This window comes from Streptomyces sp. NPDC000941, from assembly GCF_053599555.1.
In genome coordinates, this window is sequence record NZ_JBSFMM010000051.1 from 1 (window position 1) to 19,339 (window position 19,339).

Annotated in this window: 17 protein-coding genes; 10 read left to right on the forward strand and 7 right to left on the reverse strand. The window is 69.1% G+C overall.

Annotated features, from left to right (window positions below; genetic code table 11):
• Positions 1 to 49 precede the first annotated feature (49 nt).
• Positions 50 to 1,024 (reverse strand): methionyl-tRNA formyltransferase, encoded by a 975-nt coding sequence (locus ACWDSL_RS18465; protein WP_450486579.1) that lies wholly within the window; start codon positions 1,022 to 1,024, stop codon positions 50 to 52.
• Positions 1,025 to 1,897, reverse strand: coding sequence for a ThiF family adenylyltransferase (locus ACWDSL_RS18470; protein WP_014175765.1), 873 nt, complete (start codon positions 1,895 to 1,897; stop codon positions 1,025 to 1,027).
• A gap of 339 nt (positions 1,898 to 2,236) precedes the next feature.
• On the opposite strand from ACWDSL_RS18470, the gene ACWDSL_RS18475 reads away from it, so the two are divergent.
• Positions 2,237 to 2,956, forward strand: a complete 720-nt coding sequence (locus ACWDSL_RS18475) for an ArsR/SmtB family transcription factor (RefSeq protein WP_450486581.1) — start codon at positions 2,237 to 2,239, stop codon at positions 2,954 to 2,956.
• A 56-nt stretch (positions 2,957 to 3,012) separates the two neighbouring features.
• Here the strand turns inward: ACWDSL_RS18475 and ACWDSL_RS18480 are convergent, their stop codons facing one another.
• From ACWDSL_RS18480 to ACWDSL_RS18495, 4 genes are all read right to left on the reverse strand, one after another.
• Positions 3,013 to 4,011: an aldo/keto reductase gene (locus ACWDSL_RS18480; protein WP_450486583.1), complete on the reverse strand. Its 999-nt coding sequence runs from the start codon at positions 4,009 to 4,011 to the stop codon at positions 3,013 to 3,015.
• A 16-nt stretch (positions 4,012 to 4,027) separates the two neighbouring features.
• Positions 4,028 to 4,588 carry a RidA family protein gene (locus ACWDSL_RS18485; RefSeq protein WP_450486585.1) on the reverse strand — a complete coding sequence of 187 codons (561 nt, stop codon included), beginning with the start codon at positions 4,586 to 4,588 and terminating at the stop codon, positions 4,028 to 4,030.
• A 48-nt stretch (positions 4,589 to 4,636) separates the two neighbouring features.
• Complete coding sequence (locus tag ACWDSL_RS18490; RefSeq protein WP_450486587.1) at positions 4,637 to 6,256, reverse strand: long-chain-fatty-acid--CoA ligase; 1,620 nt, start codon at positions 6,254 to 6,256, stop codon at positions 4,637 to 4,639.
• Between the two features lie 148 nt (positions 6,257 to 6,404).
• Positions 6,405 to 6,905: a TetR/AcrR family transcriptional regulator gene (locus tag ACWDSL_RS18495; RefSeq protein ID WP_450486664.1), complete on the reverse strand. Its 501-nt coding sequence runs from the start codon at positions 6,903 to 6,905 to the stop codon at positions 6,405 to 6,407.
• 190 nt (positions 6,906 to 7,095) lie between these two features.
• Here ACWDSL_RS18495 and ACWDSL_RS18500 point away from each other — a divergent pair, with 190 nt between their 5' ends.
• Together ACWDSL_RS18500 and ACWDSL_RS18505 are read left to right on the forward strand one after the other, a co-directional pair.
• Positions 7,096 to 8,538 (forward strand): aldehyde dehydrogenase, encoded by a 1,443-nt coding sequence (locus tag ACWDSL_RS18500; RefSeq protein WP_450486588.1) that lies wholly within the window; start codon positions 7,096 to 7,098, stop codon positions 8,536 to 8,538.
• A gap of 131 nt (positions 8,539 to 8,669) precedes the next feature.
• Positions 8,670 to 8,939, forward strand: a complete 270-nt coding sequence (locus ACWDSL_RS18505) for a hypothetical protein (protein WP_450486590.1) — start codon at positions 8,670 to 8,672, stop codon at positions 8,937 to 8,939.
• 205 nt (positions 8,940 to 9,144) lie between these two features.
• Here the strand turns inward: ACWDSL_RS18505 and ACWDSL_RS18510 are convergent, their stop codons facing one another.
• Positions 9,145 to 9,942 (reverse strand): aldo/keto reductase, encoded by a 798-nt coding sequence (locus tag ACWDSL_RS18510; RefSeq protein ID WP_450486592.1) that lies wholly within the window; start codon positions 9,940 to 9,942, stop codon positions 9,145 to 9,147.
• 383 nt (positions 9,943 to 10,325) lie between these two features.
• Between ACWDSL_RS18510 and ACWDSL_RS18515 the strand changes: the two genes are divergently transcribed.
• From ACWDSL_RS18515 to ACWDSL_RS18545, 7 genes are all read left to right on the forward strand, one after another.
• A complete protein-coding gene (locus tag ACWDSL_RS18515) occupies positions 10,326 to 12,263 on the forward strand; it encodes a glycoside hydrolase family 127 protein (protein WP_450486594.1) in 1,938 nt (645 codons plus the stop codon).
• Between the two features lie 162 nt (positions 12,264 to 12,425).
• Positions 12,426 to 14,123, forward strand: coding sequence for an ABC transporter substrate-binding protein (locus tag ACWDSL_RS18520; protein ID WP_450486596.1), 1,698 nt, complete (start codon positions 12,426 to 12,428; stop codon positions 14,121 to 14,123).
• Between the two features lie 5 nt (positions 14,124 to 14,128).
• Positions 14,129 to 15,088 (forward strand): ABC transporter permease, encoded by a 960-nt coding sequence (locus ACWDSL_RS18525; protein WP_450486598.1) that lies wholly within the window; start codon positions 14,129 to 14,131, stop codon positions 15,086 to 15,088.
• Entirely contained in the window at positions 15,088 to 16,083 is a 996-nt protein-coding gene (locus ACWDSL_RS18530; protein ID WP_450486600.1) for an ABC transporter permease, read from the forward strand. Before ACWDSL_RS18525 ends, ACWDSL_RS18530 begins: the two co-directional genes overlap by 1 nt.
• Positions 16,080 to 16,928 (forward strand): ABC transporter ATP-binding protein, encoded by an 849-nt coding sequence (locus ACWDSL_RS18535; RefSeq protein WP_450486602.1) that lies wholly within the window; start codon positions 16,080 to 16,082, stop codon positions 16,926 to 16,928. The genes ACWDSL_RS18530 and ACWDSL_RS18535 overlap by 4 nt, the downstream gene beginning before the upstream one ends.
• Positions 16,925 to 17,812, forward strand: a complete 888-nt coding sequence (locus ACWDSL_RS18540; RefSeq protein ID WP_450486604.1) for an ATP-binding cassette domain-containing protein — start codon at positions 16,925 to 16,927, stop codon at positions 17,810 to 17,812. The genes ACWDSL_RS18535 and ACWDSL_RS18540 overlap by 4 nt, the downstream gene beginning before the upstream one ends.
• Complete coding sequence (locus ACWDSL_RS18545) at positions 17,809 to 19,284, forward strand: aminopeptidase P family protein (protein ID WP_450486606.1); 1,476 nt, start codon at positions 17,809 to 17,811, stop codon at positions 19,282 to 19,284. Before ACWDSL_RS18540 ends, ACWDSL_RS18545 begins: the two co-directional genes overlap by 4 nt.
• Positions 19,285 to 19,339: the final 55 nt, after the last annotated feature.

A 19,339-nucleotide genomic window follows, 5' to 3' on the forward strand; every position in this document is an offset into this window, starting at 1 on the left:
GCAGCCGCGGCCGCGGCTGCGGCCGGACACGCTGGGGTGAAGGTCGCCGCTAGCTGTCGCCGCGGGCCTGGAATCGGGTGTCGAAACGCGCGGTGCCGTCCGGAACTCGGGCGAGCCGTTCCTCACCCTTGACGTCGATGGACCACAGCCGCAGCCAGCCGTCCCGGCTCGCCGCATAAACCGCGCCGGATTCGACGCGCAGCATTCCCGGAGCATCGGGCTCGGGGAATTTACGGCCGACGTCTTCCACGGTCAGGATGGTGAGTTGGTCCCCCCGGTCGGTGGAGACATACGCACCGGGTCTGCGGTATCCCGCACGGACGGTTCTCGCGATCGCGGCACTCGACTGGGTGAAGTCCAGCCAGTAGTCGCGATCCTCCGGCTTGCTGAAGTAGCTGCGCAAGTCGGCCGCCTGGGGGGAGGTCGTGTACTCCCGCGAGATCAGCCGGGGGAGGAGCTGCCGCAGCAGCGCCACATTGGCCATCGTATGGGATTCTCTGACCTCGAGGGCCGTTTCATGGCCGGTCAGCCGGATCGGCTTCTGCATGATGACCGGCCCACCGTCGATTTCCGGTGTCACATCGATCGCGGTCACCCCACTGTCCAGCTCTCCCTCTCTGACCATCCAGAAGAAGGGCGCCCAGCCGGCATAGCGCGGCAGCGGACTTGGGTGAAAGTTGACCGTGGTGACGGTCGGCACCGCCAGAATGTCGGGCCGGAGGATCTGCTGGTAGTTGCCGATCAGGAAGTAATCCGGCTCCAGCGCCGCCAGTTCACTGATCACCGCGGGGTCGTTGACCTTGGCCGCGCGAAACACCGGAATGCCTCGTTCACTGGCCTGCTTCTCGAGGTCGACCTGATCCTCTTCCCCGATGAAGTAGGGGGCCAGCTTTCCGGGCGGGCTGGTGACCACGCCGACGAGCTGGACCAGCGGGTGCTCGGCGAGAATGGACAGGAACGGCGAACCGAGCTTTGAGTTGACTTCGGAGAAGAGTACGACCCGGATCGGGTGTAACTCGCTCACTTAAGCCCACCACTTCCCCGGGACCATCTTCGCGGTCCAGCTCAACGAGTCGAAGATGGCGTAGCCGGGCTGGACGGGGAGGGGTTCGAGGCCCGGGATCTCAAGGATTTCCAGGGCGAGCCGCTCGGTCAGGATGCCCTCGGCCATCGGCGGGCAGGCGCCGAAGATGGGCATGCGCTGCATATCGACGAACCAGTGGTCGATCATCTCGCGTCCCGGATAGGACGGCATCACCGCGATGGCGCGCTCCACCAGCTTGTTGATGACCTCGGGCGTGAACTCGGCGTCCTCGGGGATGTCGTACACCTCCTCGATGGTCATCGAGTCCTTGGTGTACTTGTAGACGATGACCGTGTGGCCCACCGTCGGTATCTTGAGCATGAACTTGCACCGGTCGGACTTTCGGAATGCGCGGTGCAGAGCATACCGATTCTTTACCTGGTAGAACTCCATCTGGTCCATGACGTAGTCACAGCCGTCCATGAACTCTTCGGCTGAATCGGGCGTGATCCCCTCGGGGAACACGTCGATATTCACGTCCTTGGTCAGGTCGTACGTCATTTCCGCGACGACCTCGGCCTTGTTGCGGCCGATGGTCTTGACGTCCGCCCCCATCTGCCGCTGCACATTGGAGAGCTCGAAGATGTCGGGGTCGGCGAGCTTGAGATTGCGGACTCCCATACGGGCGAGCCGCATCGCGACCGCGCCGCCGATTCCACCGGTCCCGACGATTCCGATGACGGAGTCGCGAAGCTTCTCCTGGCGGGCCCGCTGCTCTTCGGGGGTGTTGCCGAGCCAGCCGAGGTTGCGGTCGACCCGCTCCCAGTAGAATTTCTCGTCGTAGGTGCCCCGATAGGTGAGCCTGTCAGCCATCGCGTGGATCCTCTCGTGAATGAGCGGAAAACTCAACGCACCTGGGCGCGGCCAAGGGGGTTGATTGATCCTTGTTTCCCTTGCGGCGCCTGCTGCCAAAAAGTTACCTGAAGAACAGTTCGGGACCCGCCTAAGTGTGCGCAAGCCGCAGGGTGTTGGCCCGACAAGGCAATCGGAATACTCCGTTCCGTTCCGATGGGGGTGAATCCATCGGTCTCTCTGGATTCGTTGGAAGTAAAGATTCCGTTCCTGTGGGCGAGGCCGAAAATGACTGTGGAATTCCCTACTTCGGCGTGTCGCTCAGTTGGCTTCGGCGGGGCCGAGGTTATCGTGATCGACATGGGACGATCACCGGAGTTCGGGCCTGATATCGCCACGGTGGCACAGTTGTTAGGGGATCGGACGCGTGCCCTCATGGTCGGTGAGTTGACAACGGGCCAGCCATTGTCAGCCAGTTCGCTGGCGGCCCTGGTCGGAATTTCCAGGCCGACCGCCAGCGAACATCTGGGCAAGCTGGTCGAAGGAGGCATATTGCATGTCGAGCGCGTCGGGCGGCACGCCTATTACCGGCTCGCGAGCCACGACGTCGCCGTCGCGCTGGATGCCTTGGCCTCGGTGGCCCCGGATCTGACGCCGTCCGCCCCGCCGGCTCACTGTCCGAGTGTTCTGAGCGAGACAAGAACGTGCTACGACCATCTCGGCGGGAAGCTCGGGGTGGCACTCACTGAAGCACTGCAGGAACAGGGTCTGATCCGCCGGGATGCCCAGCAATGGGACGTCGAATTCGAGACATGGGACGAACGCCGCCCCCTGGGCATCACCTGTGAGCCGCTGAAGGACTCCCGGCGGCCCATCGTCCGTGGCTGCGCCGACTGGAGCGGGCCGAGCCACCACATCGCCGGCGGTCTGGCCGCGGCCATGACCCAGCGTCTTTTCAGCCTCGGATGGCTGACGCGGGCCTCCAAGGACGACCGCACCGTCGCCCCGACGAGGGTCGGTCTGGCCGGGTTACGGCGCACCTTCGGTCTGACACTGTGCGAACTGGGGCCTGCCCGATGACCACCGTCATCGACCAGGCCCCAGTTCATTCAGCGGCAATGCCGCGCCGGTAGCGATCAGGCGTCGATCGTCCGCATGATTCCCTCCGGATACCGGTCTCCCGACACCGCGTCACCGGGCACCAGCGCGTCCAGTTCGCCGACCTGGTCGGCGGTCAGCACAACGCCGGCCGCCGCCGCGTTCTCCTCCACGTAGCGCACTCGCTTGGTGCCGGGGATCGGAACGATGTGTTCATTTTTGGCCAGCAGCCAGGCGAGTGCGATCTGCCCGGGGGTCGCTCCGGCCTCCTTGGCGAAGTCCTGGATACGGTCGAACAGGGCGAGGTTGCGGACGAGGTTGTCGCCCTGGAACCGGGGGTCGGTGTGCCGGTAGTCGTCATCGGACAGCCCCTCCAGGGTGCGGACCGTGCCGGTCAGCATGCCCCGCCCCAGCGGTGAGAAGGCGACCAGTCCGATGCCCAGTTCCAGGCACGCCGGCAGAATGGCGGGCTCGTTGTGCCGGGCGAACAGCGAGTACTCGCTCTCCAGGGCCGCCAGGGGATAGGTGGCGTGCGCCCGCCGGAGCGTGTCCTCGTTGACCTCGGACAGGCCGATGTGGCGGACCTTCCCCTCGGTCACCAGCTCGGCCATACCGCCGATGATCTCCTCAATGGGCATCGAACGGTCCCTGCGGTGCAGGTAGTAGAGGTCGATGACATCGGCCTTCAGCCGGCGCAGGGACGCCTCGCACGCCTGCTTCGCATACGCCGGGCTGGAGTCGAGGACGAAGCTGCCGTCCTTGGACCAGCCCTTGATGCCGAACTTGGTGGCGATCGTCACCTCGTCCCGGCGTCCGGCGATGGCCTCGCCGATCAGCTCCTCGTTGTGCCCCATCCCGGACAGGCTCGAAACCCCGTACATGTCCGAGCTGTCGAGGAACGTCATGCCGAGGTCGAGCGACCGGTGGATGGAGGCAATCGACTCACCCCGGTCGGCGGGACCGTAGTTCTGCGACATGCCCATGCAACCGAGACCGATGGCGGAGACCTTGAGTCCGCCCAGCATGCGTGTCTTCATCGTGGTGTCCTCACTCTCACTCGGGGTGCAATTCGAGTTCCGCCGCGATCTCCACCGGCACATCCCACGGCAGCCCGGCCACGCCGACCGCCACCCGGGCGTGGTAGCCGATGTCCTCGCCGAACATGTCGAGCAGGAGTTGCGAAGCCGGGTTGAAGACGGCGGGGAAGTCGAAGAAGCCGGGAACCGCGTTGGCCATGCAGTGCAGTCGGCACCACGCCTTCACCCGGTCCAGGTCCCCCACCGTGCGCTCGACGCTCGCGACCATGGACAGGACCGTCCGCACCGCGGCGTCCTGTGCGGAGGGGAGGCCGACGGTGTCGCCGATCTTGCCGTAGGGGCCGGTGAGCTGCCCCTCTGTGCTGATCGGTACATGCCCCGAGATGAAGACCCGGGAGCCGACCACCCGCACCAGCTGGGCCGGAATCTTCACATCGGGGCTGATCGGGATGCGCCAGGGTTCCGGCAGCGACAGTCCTCGCACCGCAAGCCGTTTGGACACTTCCTGGCTCGACACCCGATCGGCGGCCGGCACCTGATGGTGCACTTCCTCGCTGGTCGTTGCGGACTGCGCCACTATGAGATTCCTCTTCTCGGCTTCTGTGCGGCTTATGTGTGTGCGACCTCAGGCGGTGTCCTCGGAATACCGTGCCCGCAGGGTCTTCTTGTCGATCTTGCCGATGCTGGTCTTGGGCAGTGCGGCGACCGGCTCGATGGTGTCCGGGACCCATGAGGCCGCGACCCGGGAGGCCAGGAATTCGCGCAGCCGCTCACCCGTCACCGATTCGCCGTCCTCCGCGCGGAGCACCACACAGGCCAGCGGACGCTCTCCGGTCTTCGCGTCGGGGACCGCGACGACGGCGGCCTCCACCACGGCGGGGTGGTTGAGCAGCTGCTCCTCCAGCTTGAGCGAGGAGATCCACTCACCGTCGGACTTCACCAGGTCCTTCATCCGGTCGACGATGCGGATGTAGCCCAGTTCGTCGATGACGGCCACATCGCCGGTGCGCAGCCAGCCGTCCATGAACTTGTCGGGCTGGGCGCCTTCGCGGGCGTACTCGCGGGCGACCCAGGGGCCACGCGCCTGCAGTTCCCCCATGGTGTGGCCGTCCCGCGCCATCTCCGTCCCGGCGTCGTCGGCGATCCTCATCTCCACCAGCGGCAGCGGACGCCCCTGAGAGGTCGCGTAGTACCCGCGGGTCTCCTCGGTCGGGCGCTCGCCCACCTCCGCGGGGAGCCCGCTGAAACTGCCGTGGCCGCTGGTCTCGGTCATGCCGAAGACCTGGACGATCGGGAAGCCCACCTCTTCGTCGAACGCGCGCGAGATCGGCCGGGCGACCGGAGAGCCGCCGCACACCATGCGCTTGAGCGACGACAGATCGGGGCGCTGGGCCCGCCAGTGGTCGAGCAGCCCGGTCAGCGCGGCCCCGAACCCGACAGCCACGGTGGGGCGTTCCTTCTCCACCAGCTCGCACACCCCGGCCGGGGTCAGATCGCGGCCCGGCAGCACCAGCGCCGAGCCGTGCAGCGCGGCGGCGAAGGGCAGCCCGACCTGGCTGAGCCCCAACGGGACCAAGGCCAGCAGGGTCTCGGACGAGGAAAGCCCCTCCGCGTCGGTGAGGCCGGTGCAGAAACTCTGCAGAACGGTGCTGCGATGGCTGAAGACCACGCCCTTGGGGCGCCCCGTCGTACCGGTCGTATAGCTGGTGTGGGCCGGGGCGCTCTCCTCCAGTACGGGCCAGGTTTCCACCGGCTCCGCCGCGGCGAGCAGCGCCTCGTAGTCCAGCGCGTCTCCGTCCCGCGAGGTGTCGGTGGAGTCGGGCAGGACGATGACGCGTCGCGGGCGGCTCAGCTGCTTCTCGGCCAGCCGCCACTCGGAGAGGAGGCTGCGGTCGCAGAGCACGATCGAGTCGTCGGCGTGGTCCACGATGTAGGCGACCTGCTCGGCGGGGAGGCTGGTGTTCACGGTGTGCAGCACCGCGCCCATCGACGGTACGGCGAGATAGGTCTCGACGTGCCGGTGTGTGCTCCCGGCGAAGGTCGCCACCCGGTCGCCCGGCCGGATGCCCAGCTCCCGCAACGCCCCGGCCAACCGCCGGGCCCGCTCCACCACTTCGCCCCATGTCGAGCGGTGAAGGCCCTCCCCGACCCGGCTGACCACCGGCCGGCCGGCAAACAGCTTTTCGGCCCGACTCGTGATCATCGACGGGATGGTGAGCGGGACCTCCGGCACTGCCTGCTGCATCCGACTACCTTTCACACGAAGAGCACTCTGCCTGCGGGGTCGGTCCTTGAGCTCCGGTACGGGTGCGTACCGGCTGCCCATTCCAAGTATTCGGAAATACCGTTTGGCCGGGGCCGAAGTGTGTTGGTGATGGCGCGGCGACTGCGGGTTACCGTGCGGGTTGTTGCGCGCCGAGCCCGCGCAGAAAGGTGTCGACCACCATGTCGGCGGCCTGGGCGTCGCTGAGATGGGGCAGCTGCTGCGCGGCCAGGTGCATCAGCTGCGGCAGCAGTGAACTCGCCCAGGCGGCCGGGGTGTCCGCGCGGAGCAGCCCCTCGTCGGCGGCGCGCTCGAGGAAGGCGTCGACCTCCCGGATCAGGCCGTCGCGCCGTTCACGGATCGTTTCGTCGGCCCGCATCCGGGTGAGCTCCACGGGCCATTTGCGATTGACGCCGATGATCCCTTCGACGTAGCGGTGCAGGGCCACGGCGACGGGGGCCTCGCGCAGCCTGGAGTCCTCGGTGGCCCGCTCGACGGCCTCGTAACGCGCCTCGTAGATGGCCGCCAGCAGCTCCTCGCGGGAGGCGAACCGCCGGTAGACGGTGCGGCGGTCGACGCCGGCCTCGGCGGCGATGGCGGCGATGCTCGCGGCCGGATCGATGGCGAGCATGCGCGCTCCGGTCGTCAGGACGGCTTCCAGGTTGCGTGCTGCGTCTGCTCTCACGAGGCGAGCATAGCCCGGCGTGTGGAACCTAGGCCATGTACTGCCTCGCTGTCGAGGCAATGTAAATCATAAGTGCTACATTGAAGTGACAGATGGCAGGAGTAAGCAACCCCTGCGGACCCTGAGGAGTGAATGCATGATCACCTACGACCGGCTCTTCATCGCGGGTTCCTGGACCGCGCCGAGCAGTCCGGAACTGCTCGACATCCGCTCGCCGCACGACCAGGCGCTCATCGGGCGTGCCGCACAAGCCCGGCCCGCGGATGTGGACCGTGCCGTGGCCGCCGCCCGTACCGCCTTCGACGAGGGCCCCTGGCCCCGTACGGCTCCGGCGGAGCGGATCGCCGCCGTCCGGCGGCTCAACGCGCTGCGCGAGGCCGACGCCGAGACGGTCGCCGCGCTCATCTCCGCCGAGAACGGTTCGGCCGGATGGTTCACCCGGGCCGGGCAGCCAGGGCTCACCCGGCAGGCGGGCGCCTACTTCAAGGCGGCCGAGGAGTTCGGCTGGGAGGAGACCCTGACGCCCTCCGACCCCGCTTCCCCCACCCGGAGCGTGGTGCGCCGCGAGCCCATCGGCGTCGTAGCCGCCGTCATTCCGTGGAACTCTCCGTTCTCCGCGGCCATGGCCAAGATCATCCCTGCGCTCCTCGCCGGCAACACGGTCGTCCTCAAGGTGTGCCCGGAGAACTCGCTGAGCATGGGATTCCTCGCCGAGCTGCTGGAGCGGACCGGTCTGCCGGAGGGCGTGATCGGCGTGCTGCCCGCCGACCGGGAGACCAGTGAGCACCTGGTGTCACACCCCGGCGTGGACAAGATCGCGTTCACCGGCTCGACCCGGGCCGGCCGCAGGATCGCCTCCATCGCGGGCGACCGGCTGAAGCGGTTCAGCCTGGAGCTGGGCGGCAAGTCGGCCGCCGTCATCCTGCCCGACGCCGACATCGAGGCGGCGGTGCGGGGGCTGAAGTTCGCCTCCCTGCTCAACAACGGCGAGGCGTGCATCGCGCAGACCCGTATCCTGGCGCCGCGCAGCCGGTACGAAGAGGTCGTCGCCGCGCTCAAGGACCTCGTGGAATCGCTCAAGGTCGGCGATCCGGGCGACCCCGACACGTTCATCGGCCCGATGATCCGCCGCGATCAGCAGCAGCGCGTACGGGACTACATCGAACTCGGCATCGAGGAAGGCGCCCGACTCGTCACCGGCGGCCCCCAGGTCCCGCCGGGGCTCGAGCGGGGCAATTACGTGACCCCGACCGTGTTCGCCGACGTCGACAACTCGATGCGGATCGCGCAGGAGGAGATCTTCGGCCCGGTGCTCGTCGTCATCGCGTACGACGACGAGGACGACGCCGTACGGATCGCCAACGACTCGGCGTACGGCCTCTCCGGTGGGGTGTGGTCCGCCGACCAGGACCGTGCGCTCGATGTCGCCCGCCGTCTGCGGACCGGCACGGTCACGGTCAACGGCGCGCCCATCGCCTTCGACGGCCCGTTCGGCGGCTACAAGGCGAGCGGGATCGGCCGCGAGTACGGGGCTGTTGGGTTTGCCCAGTACGTCGAGTACAAGACCGTCACCCTATGACCGCCGCTGACGGGACCTCCGCGGCAGGAATCGCGTCATCTGTTTGACTGGCGTGACGCGACCTGTGTGACAGTCATCCCGCGGATCTCCTGCGACAGCAGGCCGACGCCGGACAACGCGGAGGCTTCCAGATGATCAACAGGCGTACCTTCGGCAAGGCCCTGGGCACGGGCGCGGCGGCCGCCTCGCTGACCGGCCCGCTGGGCCTCCCGGCCGCCTCCGCCGCCACACCGAACGCCGCCACACCGCACCAGGCCGCGACAGCGGCCGTGCCCGGCACGCACTCCGCCTTCACCCGGCTGCTCCACGGGCGCCGGGACCTGACACCCTTGAGAGTTGACCAGCTCCGAGATGGGCGACCTTCGATGGGAAGTCCCGATCTCCTCCATGCGCGTCAGTGAACATTTTCATCACTCGGCTCGCATTGGATTCCGGCGGTGCCGGGGCGGCCGTATCCGGGTGTTCGGTCGATCCGGTGGACGCCTCGGCTGGGGTGTCGTCAAGGGTGCTGGCCCGACCCCGGCTGGTCGTGACCGGCGAGGTCACCGGTGGTCGCGACGTCAACGACGTCGTCGAGCTGAACGTCGTGCGCGTCGAGCCCACCGGCTAACCCCGAGCGACCTCAGCGGTGTGCGCGGGGGTGTAGCGCTCGCCCATCACCTGGTCGCTCAGCGGGTCCAGCGCGGCCAGCGCCTCGGCGTCCAGGGTGAGTTCCAGCGCGGCCGCGTTCTGCTCCAGCCGGGCCGGGCTGCGGGTGCCCGGAATGGTCGCCACCGCCACCCCGAGCCGCTCGGCCTGGGCGTACACCCAGGCCAGCGCCACCTGGGCCGGGGTGGCACCCAGCCGGTCGGCCACCTCGCGCACGGTCTGCGCGATCTTCTCGTTGGCCTCGCCCGCCTCGCCGGCGAAGCGGGGGTTGGTGCGCCGGAAGTCCTTCTCGCCCAGTGTGGAGCGGTCCAGGGTGCCGGTCAGGAACCCACGCCCCAGCGGCGAGTACGGCACCAGCCCGACCCCCAGCTCGGCCATCACCGGGGTGACCGCCTCGACGTCGCGGGTCCACAGCGAGTACTCGCTCTGCACCGCGGTGATCGGGTGCACCGCGTGCGCCCGGCGCAGCAGCTCGCCGTCGACCTCGGACAGGCCCAGATGGCGGACCTTGCCCGCCTCGACCAGCTCGGCCATCGCCCCGACGGTCTCCTCGATCTCCACGTCCTGGGGCGGGCGGTGGGCGTAGTACAGGTCGATCACCTCGACGCCCAGCCGCAGCAGCGAGGCGTCGCAGGAGCGCAGCACGTAGTCCCGGGCACCGCGGATGCGGCGTGCCCGGTCGCCGGCGCTGCGGTCGATGCCGAACTTGGTGGCCAGCTGCACCTGGTCCCGGCGGCCGTGGATGGCCCGGCCCACCAGCACCTCAGGCGCGGCGGGGGCGGGCGAGGGTGAGGGTGAAATGGTCCACCGGCCAACAGGTCGCCACAGGGCCCGGAAACCACGTAGTAGGTGACGTGCATCGCGGTGGTGGGCCCGCCACCGCCCGGGTCCACCGTCGGTCGACGGTGTACGGGCACCTCGACAAGACCAGGACCGTGCCCCGCCAGCCGAAGAAGACCGCAGTCACGAAGCCCTGAAAGCTACCGGCGGGTTACTTGTTCCCTGGTGTCCGGGCCAGGACTCCGGGGCCGACCTGTCGGCCAGCGCGTTTCGCGGAGGTTTTCCTTCCGTATGACTCTTGGCACGGCGCGCGACTCTGTTTATGGTGCAGTGCAATGCTACATGTCACTGGAGGACGGATGGGTCACCAGACCGTGGCGCCCCTGCGGGGCTCACGTGTGCGCATCACCGGGGGGCTGCTGGCCGACTGGCAGCGGCGCAACCGCGAAGCCACCGCGCCGCACACGCTGGAGCAGCTGAGGAAGGCGGGCAATCTCGACAACCTCCGCCGACTGCTGCCCGAGGTGCCCGAGGAGAAGCGGCGCACCACGCCCTATCGGGGCCGGTATCCGTTCCTGGACACCGACCTCTACAAGACCTTGGAGGGGCTGGTCTACGAACTGGCGCTGCCGGACGACGACGGCGGCCGGCAGACGATGCGGGACTTCTACGAGGAGACCGTGGACCTGCTGGAGCGCGTCCAGGCGCCGGACGGCTACCTCAACTCCTTCTTCCAGGACCCCGACTCTGCCAAGGCCCCCTGGGAAGACCTTTCCTGGGGCCATGAAATGTACAACCTCGGCCACCTCATCCAGGCCGCCGTCGCCGCGCACCGGCAGCTCGGGGACAGACGGCTGCTGGACGTGGCCGTACGCTTCGCGGATCTGGTGGTGGAGCGCTACGGACCGCGGGGCGAGGATGCGGTCTGCGGCCACCCCGAAGTCGAGATGGCCCTGGTGGAGTTGTACCGGGAGACCGGCGAGGAGCGGTATCTGACCCAGGCCCGGCTGTTCGTCGACCGCCGAGGCCGGGGCACCGTGCCATCGCGGGGCATGGGCTCCGCGTACTTCCAGGACCATCTGCCGCTGCGCGAACTCCCGTCGGTGACCGGACACGCGGTGCGGATGGTCTACCTGGCCGCGGGCGCCACCGATGTGTTCCGGGAGACCGGCGACCGGACACTGCTCGACGCGCTGCGGCGGCTGTGGGACGACATGGTGGCCACCAAGCTGTATGTGACGGGAGGTCTCGGCAGCCGCCACTCCGACGAGGCCGTGGGGGACCGCTACGAACTTCCCTCCGAGCGCTCCTACAGCGAGACCTGCGCGGCCATCGGCACCATGCAGTGGGCCTGGCGGATGTTCCTGGCCACCGGCGACGCCCGCTATCCCGATGTGCTGGAACGCGTCCTGTACAACGCGTTCGCCGTGGGCCTGTCAGCGGACGGACGCGCCTTCTTCTACGACAACCCGCTGCAGCGGCGCCCCGATCACGAGCAGCGCAGCGGGGCCGAGGAGGGCGGCGAACCGCTGCGCCAGGCCTGGTTCGGCTGCCCCTGCTGCCCGCCCAACGTGGTGCGCTGGATGGCCCAGCTCGCGGACTTCCTCGTCGCGGAGCGGGAGGGAGAGCTGCTGGTCGCGGGGTACGCCGAGGCCGGTGTGGACGGGGAGGAGGTCGCGCTGGACATGGTGACCGGCTATCCGTGGGACGGCGAGGTGCGGCTCACCGTGCGCCGGGCGCCCGACCGGCCGTACCGGATCTCGCTCCGGGTGCCCGGCTGGGCCGACGCCGGGCGGGTTCGGCTCACGGTGGGCTCGGTGGGCGAAGAGGCTGTGGCCGGGGACGTGGCGGACGGCTGGCTGAGCGTCGAGCGGCGCTGGCGCCCGGGCGACGAACTGCGGCTGAGCCTGCCCATGCCGGTCCGCGGCCATGTCTCCCACCCCTACCTGGACGCGACGCGCGGCACGGTCGCGGTGGCCCGGGGGCCGTTGGTCTACTGCGTGGAGCAGCAGGACTGCACGGCCGGCGTCGACGACGTGCTGATCGGCGCCGAGCACATCGCGGCCGCCCGGACCGTCGCCGCCCCGGAATCCGACGGTGTGCCGTCGGGAGCGCCGCTGATCCGGATCACCGCGGACATCGCGCCGCCGCCCTCACCCGAGCTGTATCCCGTGCTCGCGACCGGTCCGCGACAGGACCGGCCCGACACCGACACCGCCGAGCTGACCCTCGTCCCGTACTTCGCATGGGGCAACCGGGAGCCCGGCCCCATGCGGGTGTGGATCAGAAACAGCTGATCAACCCCTGCCTGATCACCCCCCTGATCACCCCCGCCTGATCACCCCCCCCTGCCTGTACATCCCTCCGCCCGTACATCCCCCTGCCTGTATCTCCCCCCACGCGTACGTCCCCCTGCGTACGTCCCTTGTCCGTCCTCCCTTACTTCCGGAGAAGGTGCCATGAGAAGAGCTGTCCTGTCCTGCGCCGCCCTGTGTACCGCCATTCCCCTGACCCTCACCGCCTGCAGCGGAGGCGGTCCCGCCGCCTCCGGCCAGGCCAAGCCCACCGCGGACCCCGCCACCGGCGGCACCGTGCACTTCCTGGAGAAGCCCGACTTCTCGCACCTCGACCCGGCTCGCGGTTTCGACGGCGGGGTCAACAACTTCTACCGCCTGATCTACCGCACCCTCACCACCCGCGAGGCGACCGGTCCGAACAACGACGGGACGAAGATCGTCGGCGATCTGGCCACCGACACCGGCCGGCCGTCCGAGAACAACAAGACCTGGACCTTCACCCTCAAGAAGGGGCTGTTCTTCCAGAGCGGCGCCCCGATCACCAGCCAGGACGTCAAGTTCGGCGTGGAGCGGGCCTGGGATCCCGACGCGGGCATCGGCTCGCCGTACGCCAAGCAGGTCATCGCCGCACCCGCCGACTACAAGGGCCCGTACCAGTCGGGTGATCTGGAGACCATCGAGACCCCCGACGAGCGCACCATCGTCTTCCATCTCAAGAAGTCCTATCCGCAGTTCGCCAGCGTGGTCGCCCAGCCGAACTTCACCCCCTTCCCCAAGGGCACCGGCGCCAAGGCCGCCTTCGACACCAAGCCGATCGCGTCCGGCCCGTACCAGGTGGCGAGCTACCGGCGGGGCTCCACGCTCGAGCTGGTCCGCAACAAGCACTGGAAGCGCTCCACCGACAAGGTGCGCGCCGCCCGCCCGGACAGTTTCGTATGGACCTTCGGCCTGGACGCGGCCACCATCGACGAGCGTCTGATAGCGCAGCAGGGCAAGGACGTCAACGCCATCGGCCCCAAGGTGCAGCCCGCGACCATCGCCCGGCTCCAGACCCCGCAGCTCAAGCAGCGCACACTCGCCGGCGTGACCGGCTGCACCACGTACATGAGCCTGAACACCACCAAGGGGCCGCTCAAGGACGTCCGGGTGCGCCAGGCGATCGAGTACGCCGTCAACAAGCAGACCACGGTGGACGCGCTCGGCGGCTCCGCCCTGGCCACCGCGGCCACCTCCATCGAGCCCCCGTCGATCCCCGGGCGGGACGCCACGGATGTGTATCCCTCCAAGGACGGCACCGGCGATCCGGAAGCCGCCCGCAAGTTGCTGGCCAAGGCGGGCCAAGCCGACGGCTTCACCCTCACCGTGGACACCCGGGCCAACCCCACCGAGCAGGCGGTCGCGGTGGCCGTCCAGCAGGGGCTGAAGCGGGTGGGCATCAAGGTGAAGATCAACACCATTGACACCTCGACCTTCTACGAGGTCATCGGCACGCCCTCGCAGCAGCACGACGCGGCGCTCACCGGCTGGTGCCCGGACTGGCCGGGCGGCACCACCTTCCTGCCGCCGCTGTTCGACGGACGGCTCATCGCCGACAAGGGCAACGCGGTGCTCTCCATGCTCGACGACAAGAAGATCCAGAAGCGCATCGACGAGATCGCGGCGATGGACGACGAGACGGCGCAGAACGAGGCCTACGGCAAGCTCGACGCCGAGATCATGAAGCTCGCCCCGATCGTGCCGCTCAACTACTCCAAGACCGTGCTGGTGGTCGGCACCAATATCGCGGGCGCCCACACCTCGATCTCGTACAGCGGCGGGATCGACCTGGTCGGCGTCGGCCTCGCGGACCCGAAGAAGTAGCCGGCATGGCGACCACCACCCTCCACGAGGCGCAGCCCGGACTGCCCTCGCCCCCGGCCGGCGCCGCGCCGCCCGGGGGCACCGGGCGACGTGTGCTGCGCGAACTGCGGCGCGATATCGGGGCCGTGCTCAGCACCGCGTTTCTCGCCCTGCTGGTGCTGATGGCCCTGTGCGCGCCGCTGATCGGCACGCTGACCGGGCACGGCCCGGACACCTTCGACAGCGCGGCCGTCGACAAGGACCTGGGCGGGCTGCCCAAGGGATCGCTCGGCGGTATCAGCGGCGACCACTGGCTGGGCGTGGAACCGCAGAACGGCCGCGACATCCTGGTCCGGATCGCCTACGGGGCGCGGATCTCGATGCTGATCGCCGTCTCCGCGACCCTCCTGACCACCGTCATCGGCGTGGTGCTCGGCCTGCTGGCCGGGTTCTACGGCCGCTGGGTGGATCAGGTCATCTCCCGGCTGATGGACTTCCTGATGGCCTTCCCTGCCCTGATCTTCATGATCGCGGTGCTGTCCGCGCTGCCGGCCGGCAACCGTCCGGTGCTGCTGGTGATCGTGTTGAGCGTCTTCGGCTGGCCGTATCTGGCGCGTGTGGTGCGCGGTCAGACGCTGACCCTGACGGGCCGGGAGTTCGTCGAGGCGGCGCGGTCCTCCGGGGCGAGCAGCCGGGCGCTGATCTTCGCGGAGATCCTGCCCAATCTGCGCAGCACCATCATCGTGATGACCACGCTCGCCGTGCCCGGATACATCGGTACCGAGGCCGGACTCTCCTTCCTCGGCGTCGGGGTCACCCCGCCGACCGCCTCCTGGGGGCAGATGATCGCGAACTCGGTCAGCTGGTACCAGGTGGACCCGATGTACTTCGTGATCCCCGGAACCTTCCTCTTCGGCACCGTGCTCGCGCTCACCGTGGTGGGCGACCGGCTGCGGCACGCCCTGGACGCGGGGGAGGCCTCCTGATGCTCCGCTACGTCGTCGGCCGGCTCTCGTGGGTGCTGGTCATCCTGCTGTCCGTCTGTGTGTTCACGTATGTCATCTTCTTCCAGCTCTCACCCGACCCCGCGGTGATGATCTGCGGCAAGACCTGCACACCGGAGCGGATCGACACGATCCGAACCTCCCTCGGTCTCGACCGCCCGTTCCTCCAGCAGCTGTGGGACTTCCTGCGCGGCATCGTGGCCGGACGGGACTACGGCTCGGGCGCCAATCTGGTCCACTGCCCCGCCCCCTGCCTCGGCTACAGCTTCCAGAGCGGCCAGTCGGTGTGGGAGATGGTCCTCGAGCGGCTCCCGGTGAGCGTCACCGTCGCCGTCGGCGCGGCCGTGCTCTGGCTGCTCGGCGGGATCACCATCGGGCTGCTGAGCGGGGTCAAGGAGGGCACGTGGTGGGACCGCTCCACCATGGCGCTGGCGCTCGGCGGCTCCAGCATCCCCCCGTACGTACTCGCCCTGGCGCTCCAGTACCTGCTGGTGGTCAAGTGGCAAGTGCTGCCGTTCCCCGCGGCGATCCCGTTCGGCGACGATCCGGTGGCCTGGTTCCAGTCGTATCTGATGCCGTGGATCGTGCTTGCCATCGGATACGCGTGTCTGTACGCCAGGATGACCCGGGCCAACGTCATCGACACCCTCGCCGAGAACTTCATGCGCACGGCGCGCGCCAAGGGGCTCGGACCGGTCCTGATCCTCCGCCGGCACGCGCTGCGGCCGGCCCTCACCCCGATCGTCACCATCTTCGGGATGGACTTCGCCGGTCTGCTCGGCGGCGCCCTCATCACCGAAACCGTCTTCGGCCTCAACGGCGTGGGCAAGATGGCCTCGGACGCGATCGCGAAGAACGACCAGCCGGTGATCATGGCGGTCACGCTGCTGGCTGCGTTCTTCGTGGTGATCGGCAACGTCGTGGTCGATCTGCTCTATACGGCGCTGGACCCGCGCGTAAGGATCACCGCCTCATGACCGCACCCCCAGCCCACCGGGCCGACTCGGCCGAGTCCGCGGACCTGCTGGCGGTCGAGGGCCTGACCGTGACCTTCCCGACCACCCGAGGACCGGTGGACGTCGTCCGCGACAACACCTTCACTCTGCGGAACAACGAAACCCTCGGCATCGTCGGCGAATCCGGCTCCGGCAAGTCCATGACGGCCCTCGCCGTCATGGGGCTGCTCCCACGCGGCGCGCGCACCAGCGGCAGCATCCGGTTCCGGGGCACCGAACTGCTCGGCCGCCCGGACGCCGAACTGCGCCGGCTGCGCGGAAACGTGATGTCCATGGTCTTCCAGGACCCGCTGTCCTCGCTCAACCCGTACTACACCGTCGGCCTCCAGATCGCCGAGGTCTACCGCTGCCACCGCGGCGGCTCGCGCCGCGCGGCGCGAGCGATGGCCATCGACGCACTCGGCCGGGTCGGCATCCCGGACCCGGCCGAGCGGGTCGACCGCTATCCGCACCAGTTCTCCGGCGGACAGCGGCAGCGCATCATGATCGCGATGGCGCTGATGTGCGAACCCGCCCTGCTCATCGCGGACGAGCCCACCACCGCGCTGGACGTCACGGTGCAGTCCCAGATCCTCGAGCTGCTGGCCGAGCTGAAGCGGCAGACCGGCACCGGCATGCTCTTCATCACCCACGACCTGGCGGTGATCGCCACGATCGCCCAGCGGGTGCTGGTGATGCGCGAGGGCGAACAGCTCGAATACGCCGACACGGAGCGGGTCTTCTCCGCGCCGCGCCACCCCTACACCCGGATGCTGCTGGAGAGCATCCCGCGTATCGACGACGAAGCACAGGAGGAGGTCCGGTGACCGGCAGCCGAGCGGATGTACGGCCCCTGCTGCGCGCCCGCGATCTCACCAAGCGCTTCACCACGCGGGGCGGGGGCGGTCCGCTGGGGCGCAAATCGGTGTTCACCGCGGTGGACTCGGTCAGCTTCGAGGTGTTTCCGCACGAGACACTGGCGCTGGTGGGCGAGTCCGGCAGCGGGAAGTCCACCACCGCGCGGCTGGTGGCGAAGCTGATGGAAGCCACCGAGGGCACCGTCGAGTTCGACGGGCGGGACGTCACCCATGCCCGCGGGCCCGACCTGGCCCGCTTCCGCAACGACGTCCAGGTCGTCTTCCAGGACCCCTTCTCCTCGCTCAACCCCCGCCACACCGTGGAGCGCATCCTCACCGCACCCCTGGTCTACCAGGGGCTCCCCATCCCCGGAGGGCGGCGGGCCTTCGCCGGGGAGCTGATGGAACGGGTCGGTCTCAACCCCGACCATCTGCACCGCTACCCGGCGCAGTTCTCCGGCGGACAGGCCCAGCGGATCGGCATCGCCCGCGCCCTCGCGGTCGGCCCGAAGCTGGTGATCTGCGACGAGGCGGTCTCCGCGCTCGATGTGTCGGTGCAGGCCCAGGTGATGGACCTGCTGCTGCGCCTGCAGCGGGAGAGCGGTTTCTCCTACCTCTTCATCGCCCACGACCTCGCCGTGGTGCGGCGGATTTCGCACCGTATCGCGGTGATGAAGCAGGGTGTCATCGTGGAGTCCGGTCCCTGCGCGGAGGTCTTCGAGGACCCCCGGGACCCGTACACCCGCACCCTGCTGGCCGCGATACCCCGTATCGACCCGGAATGGGACCGCCGGCGCCGCGAGGGCGCCACTGAACACGCGTCCACCACCGCCTCAGCCGAGGAGCTGCCATGACCGACGACCTGACAACCCGCTCCCGTACCGCCACGGAAACTCCCGCGCCCCAGTCCTCGCCGCGGTCCACGCAGCTGGACCCGCGGATGCCCCGGCTGGCCGAGCTGCCCTCCTTCGCGGCGTTCATGGCGGAGGGCTGGGACACCCCCGACCGCAGCGCCCGGACCGTACCGGGAGCCGCGGAGGCCGCCGCACACCACCGGGCGCGGCTCAGCGCCGCCCACCCGGGAGCGGCGATCGTGGTGGCCGCCGGGCGCGCTCCGGTGCGCTCCAACGACACCAACTACGACTTCCGCCCGGACAGCGACTTCTACTGGCTGACCGGGTGCGGCGGGGTCGAGCACGGCGTACTGGTGCTGCGCCCCGTACCGGGGGGCCATGACGCGACCCTGCACCTGCCCGCCCCCGCCCGGCCCGGGGAGACGGGGTTCTTCGCCGACGCCGCGCACGGCGAGCTGTGGGTCGGTGGCGCACCCGGTCTCGAAGAGTGGAGCGAGGCGCTGGGCCTGGACGTCCGCCCGCTCGGCGAGCTCGACACGGTGCTGGCCGGGCTCGGCAAGCCGCTGCTGACCGGTGGGCTCGACCCCGACACCGCACACCGCCACGGCCTCGCCGCGTCCGCCGATCTGGGCCGTACCCTGTCCGAACTGCGCATGGTCAAGGACGCCTGGGAAATCGAGCAGATGCGACAGGCCGTGGACCGCACCGTCGAGGGGTTCGCCGCCGTGGTGCGCGAGTTCCCGGCGGCCATCGCGGGCGGCGGAGAGCGTTGGCTGCAGGGCACCTTCGACCGCTACGCCCGCACCCACGGCAACGGCCCCGGCTACGCGTCCATCGTGGGCAGTGGCACACACGCGGCCACCCTGCACTGGGTGCGCTGCGACGGCCCGGTGGCGGAGGACAAGGCGGTGCTGCTTGACCTGGGCGTGGAGACGAACAGCTACTACACCGCCGATGTGACGCGCACCTTCCCGGCCTCGGGCCGGTTCAGCCAGGCCCAGCGCGACGTGCACGACCTGGTGGAGCGGGCGCACCGGGCGGGCCTGGCCGCCGTCGTCCCGGGCCGGGACTTCGCCGACTTCCACACCGCCGCCATGGAGGTGGTGGCGCGTGGCCTCGCCGACTGGGGGCTGCTGCCGGTCTCCGTCGACGAGGCGCTGTCCCCGGAAGGCCAGCACCACCGGCGCTATCTGGTCTGCGGCATCGGCCACCACCTGGGTCTCGATGTGCACGACTGCGCGCGGGCGGACTATGCCGCGTACCAGGGGGCGAAGATGGCGCCCGGCATGGTGCTCACCGTGGAGCCGGGGCTGTACTTCCACGAGCACGACCTCACCCTCCCGCCGGAGCTCCGCGGGATCGGGATGCGCATCGAGGACGATCTGCTGGTCACCGAGGACGGCGCGGAGGTGCTGTCCGAGGCCCTGCCGCTGGACGCCACGGGTCTGGAGCGCTGGATGACGACTCGCTGAGCCGCATTACTCGTAATCATCAGTGGTATGTAACATTGCACTGTCCCTAGGAGGA